Genomic DNA, 3807 nt, shown 5'->3' on the forward strand with positions numbered 1-3807 from the left:
GCGAAGTGCAGCCAGCGCCACAAATCCGATCACGAAAATGGGCACCAGCGGCGGTCTCTTGCCTTTCGCCTCCTGCGCTGATGCTACCGTGCGGATTACCAGCGCGGCGACCACCACGACCGGGGCCAGCATGATCACCCGCAATAGTTTCACCAATGTTGCAACGTTGCCGGTTTCCTCAGAGACCGAGAACCCCGCACCCACGACCTGAGCGACGTCATGGACGGTGGCGCCTATGAAGATACCCGTCGTCTTGTCGTCAAAGCCGATGGCAACGCTCAGGACCGGATAAACGATCATCGCGAGGGTCGAGAGCAGCGTGACCGAGACCACGGTAAAGATGAGCCTCTCTTCCGAACGCGCGTCCCGCGGCAGGATCGCGGCGATGGCCATGGCAGCCGACGCGCCGCAGATTGCAACCGCCCCCGCAGAGAGGAAGGCGAACCGGTAGCGGAACCCGAAAAGACGCGACACGGCAAGGCCGAAGCCGATGGTCGCCACGACGGCCAGCACCACGAGCAGTACAACCTTCCATCCAAGCAAGGTCAGGACCTCGCCACTGATGCGCACCCCAAGAAGAGCGACACCGAGACGCAAGAGCTGCCGCGAGCCGAAGTCGATGCCGGGCCTCGATTTCGCCTCGTGGCCGAGGAAATTGAGCGAGATACCGAACAGAAGGGCCAACAGCATCGTGGGCGCACCATAGTGTTCGGCGATAAACTGGCTGGCCAGCGCGATAATCGCGGCAATCAGAACGCCCGGCAACAGCACCTTGATGCGGTTCGGAAACGGGCTGGCGGTGCCGGATGCGGGTTGCGGATCGGTCATCGGTTCAGGTCAGGCTCCGTGCAGTATCGAGGTAGTGGCGCGGCACATCGAGACCGCAGGCGCGGGCGTGCGCAATAGCCGAATTGCGCCGCGTGCCCGGTAGACGGGCGCCTTCCAAATTGGAAACCGTGGTCAGCAGCGCCTCCAGCCGGTCTGCGAAGGCCTCCTTCCCTTCGGGGCGCAACGCCAGCAGAAACTGGCCCGATCCCGGCGGCGGGCCATCAGGGGTAAAAAAAGACGACACCTCTGGGCTATGGTTCGCGCCCGCCAGGGTGGCGGCGAGTATTTCGACCATCAGTGCCAGCGCGGTACCCTTGGCCTCTCCGATGGGGATCATCGAGCCTGCCAGCGCCGCCTCGGGATCGGTCGTTGGTTTTCCTTCCGCATCCAGCGCCCATCCTTCGGGGATCGACTGTCGGGATTTCCGCGCATGCATCACCTTGCCCCGCGCCACCCGCGACAGCGACAGGTCGATAACCAACGGTTCCGCGCTGTTGCGCGGCGCGGCAAACGCAATCGGGTTGGTGCCGAAAACGGGAACCGATGAGCCCCAGGGCGCGATGGCCGCCGGTGCGTTGCTGACCATCAGGCCGATCAACCCTTCGCGGGCCAGCTTTTCAACCTGCACCGAAAGCGCGCCGCAATGGTGCGAATTCATGATCGATATCGCCGCGGTGCCGTAGCACTGCGCGACCTGCACGCCCCAGTCAATAGCCTGGTCCAGCGCGGGATAGGCAAAACCGTGACCGGCGTCGATCAGCAGACTGGTCTGACTGATCTGGCGTGAAGTGATTTCGGCGCGGGCGCGGATTTTGCCGGAGCGGACCTGCCCCACGTAATCCTCAAGCCGTGAAAAGCCGTGGCCCGACTGTCCTTCGGCCTCTGCGGCGACGAGGGCCGCGGCGACCGAACGCGCTGGCGCCTCGGGGACATCCTGTGCGCAGAGGACGCGGGTGATCAGCGCCTCGGCGTCCTCGAGACTGATGATCTCGGAGTCTGGCATGTTGGGCTCTCCGTGAAACGGGGCGTCACCCTTCCGCAACGCCCCGTATTTGGGTCAGGCGCTGCGATAGAGCTTGGTCATCGAGAATTCGCGATGCCCGAGCGCTTCCGCGGCGGTGTTGCGCCCGTTGGCAGTGCGGCAGATCATCTCGATCAGGGCATCGCCCGCCTCGTCGATGGTCTGTTCTCTGCGCAGGATGCCGGAGACATCGACGTCCACGTGTTCGCTCATGGTGCGGACAGTGCGGGGGTTGGCGGTGATCTTGATCACCGGCACGATCGGGTTGCCGACCACGTTGCCCTGCCCCGTTGGGAAGGTATGGATCACCGCGCCGCCCGCCGCCATCAGGGTCACGCATTCCGCCGCAGCAGAGGACGAATCCATGAAGTAGAGCCCGTTGCCGGATTGCGGCGCCTCGGCGGGTTCAAGGATGTCGATGAACTGCGAGGTCCGGCCGATCTTCTCGAGGTTGCCAAGCGCCTTCTCTTCGATGGTGGTCAACCCGCCTTCGATGTTCCCCTTGGTGGGCTGGCTGTCGCTGAGGTCGTCGGTCTGATGCGCGAAGATCACGTCATCCTGATAGGCCTTCCACATCTTGTGCCAGCGCTCGCCGACCTCTTCGTTGATCGCGCGTTTTTGGCAGATATGTTCGGCCCCCGTGATTTCGGAGGTTTCGCCGAAAAAGCCGGTGATACCCTCGGGCAGCAGCTTGTCGTACATGTTGCCGACCGTGGGGCAGGAACCGAGACCGGTCGTGGTATCGCTCTCACCGCATTTGGTCGAAACCCAGAGTTCCGAGATCGAACATTCCTCACGCTGGACCTCCGTGGCCTTGTGAACGAAATCCTTGGCGGCCCAGCTGGCGGCGCGGATGGTTTCGAAATCGCCCTTTTGCTCGATCGAGAATTCCGCCACTTCCTTGCCGGTCTCGCGAATGCCGTCCGCAATCCGCTTGGTCCAGCCCGGTTCGATGCCGATGACGACGACCGAATGCACATTGGGGTTGGACCCGGTGCCGATCATTGTCCGGAAGTGTACGTCGAGATCCTCGCCGAATTGCAGCCGGCCATAGGCATGCGGGATCGCCAGCGTGCCCTTGACGTTGTTGGCCACCGCCTCGCAGGCGGCATTGGAGATGTCGTCGACGGGGAGAATGACGACGTGGTTGCGCACCCCGACCCGACCGTTTTCCCGGCGGTAGGCGCGCACTGTCATGTTGGAATATTTAGAAGCCATTTTGCTTTCCTTTGTCGCTATCGCGTCGTTGCCTTAACCGGGCTCACCAGCGTTTGGTCTTGCAATTGTGGGTGTGGACGTGGGCGCCCTTGGGAATGTCGGCGATGATCTTGCCGATGTCCTCGCCGTACTTGATGGCGGTGCCGCCTTCCTTGAGGTCCTTGAGCGCGATCTTGTGACCAATCGGCACGTCGGCTTCGGATTTGAGGCGGAAGGTCGAATTGTCATGCGTGACGCAGACCAGCATGTCGGTGCCGGCGGTCAGGCCTTCGACGACAACGACACCGACGTTGTCGTCATGTTCGTGGACCAGTAGTTGCGGGATTTCAGCCATGGTTCAAACTCCTTGATTGTCAGGTTGAAGGATTATTTTGGGGGCCGCCGCGTGACCCGAACGAATGTCCCGGAAGGCGCGCGCGCCCTCGGACAGCAGGCGCGTTTCCGTCCAGTCGAGCGCGCCGAGGCGACCGTCGAAGAGCGCCTGCGCGGTGTCGCGGAAATCCTGCGCGGTATAGGTATAGGTACCGATGAAGGTTATCTCCTGCAGGGTCATGCGGCGGATATCGAGCCCGCCTGCATCCTCGCCCAGACCGATGTGCACGATCGCGCCACCGGGATCAGCAAGCGCAGAGGCCGTGGTGCGGGTCGCGGCATAACCGACGGCATCGATGACGATCGGGCACATGGCCTCGGCTGTCTTGATTGCGCGCAGCCCGCACCTGTCGGTCAGGTAGGCCTGG

5 protein-coding genes are annotated in these 3807 nt (G+C 62.9%); all 5 read right to left on the reverse strand.

Translation table 11 applies throughout. The annotated features are described in order from the left end of the window. A partial coding sequence (locus tag A3728_RS13390) for a YeiH family protein (protein WP_067924637.1) occupies positions 1-828 on the reverse strand: 828 nt, incomplete at its 3' end. 4 nt (positions 829-832) lie between these two features. Continuing rightward, a complete protein-coding gene (locus A3728_RS13395) occupies positions 833-1831 on the reverse strand; it encodes an Ldh family oxidoreductase (protein WP_067924640.1) in 999 nt (332 codons plus the stop codon). A 54-nt stretch (positions 1832-1885) separates the two neighbouring features. Beyond that, entirely contained in the window at positions 1886-3067 is a 1182-nt protein-coding gene (locus A3728_RS13400; protein ID WP_067924643.1) for a UxaA family hydrolase, read from the reverse strand. Between the two features lie 43 nt (positions 3068-3110). After that, the gene (locus A3728_RS13405; RefSeq protein ID WP_067924648.1) at positions 3111-3401 is read right to left on the reverse strand and encodes a UxaA family hydrolase; all 291 of its coding nucleotides are present in this window, start codon (positions 3399-3401) and stop codon (positions 3111-3113) included. Positions 3402-3404: 3 nt separating this feature from the next. Then, positions 3405-3807 (reverse strand): zinc-binding dehydrogenase (locus A3728_RS13410; protein ID WP_150120788.1); only part of this gene is annotated, 403 nt, incomplete at its 5' end.

Origin of the sequence: Sulfitobacter sp. HI0040 (assembly GCF_001634885.1) — a bacterium.
In the GTDB taxonomy this organism is placed as follows: domain Bacteria; phylum Pseudomonadota; class Alphaproteobacteria; order Rhodobacterales; family Rhodobacteraceae; genus Sulfitobacter.